This window comes from Lactobacillus sp. C449L (assembly GCF_059900815.1).
Window position 1 is genome coordinate 1 of the sequence record NZ_JBWXGA010000209.1, and the last position, 458, is coordinate 458.

Here is a 458-nt window from a genome sequence, read left to right on the forward strand (position 1 = left end):
GGCATATAGTCCGGGATGGTGAGGATCTCCTCCTCCGCCAGCCAGGTGCGGATTTTCGCATCGGTCTCGGCGAGGCGCGCTTCATATTCCGCCGCGTCTCTCGCCAGCTCCAGTTCGGGAAGGTCGCGGTTGCGATGGCGCTCCAGGGTGTAGAAGGCCCAGGTTCGGTCCAGCTCCCGCCGCGCCATGGCGACGATATCGTCCGAATCGTACGGCATCAGGCGGACATTGGTGAGGAACCAGTCATAGGCCTCCCTGCCGACGCCGGCCTTCGCCGTCATCTTCGGTGCGCTGGCGGCCAGCCAGTCCCGGAAGTCGGCGATCGCCCGTTGGGCGGCGCGGATGTCGGGCAGCAGGTCGGGCTGGTCCCTCCCGGCGCGTTCGGCGAGGTCCGCAAACCAGCCGACCAGGCCCGCCGGCTCGACGGCGCGATAGGGCATTCCGTGCCCCACCCCGTC

At 68.6% G+C, this 458-nt stretch carries 1 protein-coding gene; it reads right to left on the bottom strand.

The annotated features are described in order from the left end of the window. Window positions 1–440 (bottom strand): hypothetical protein (locus AC2JF9_RS09060; protein ID WP_500727104.1); only part of this gene is annotated, 440 nt, incomplete at its 3' end. Between the last annotated feature and the right edge of the window lie 18 nt (window positions 441–458).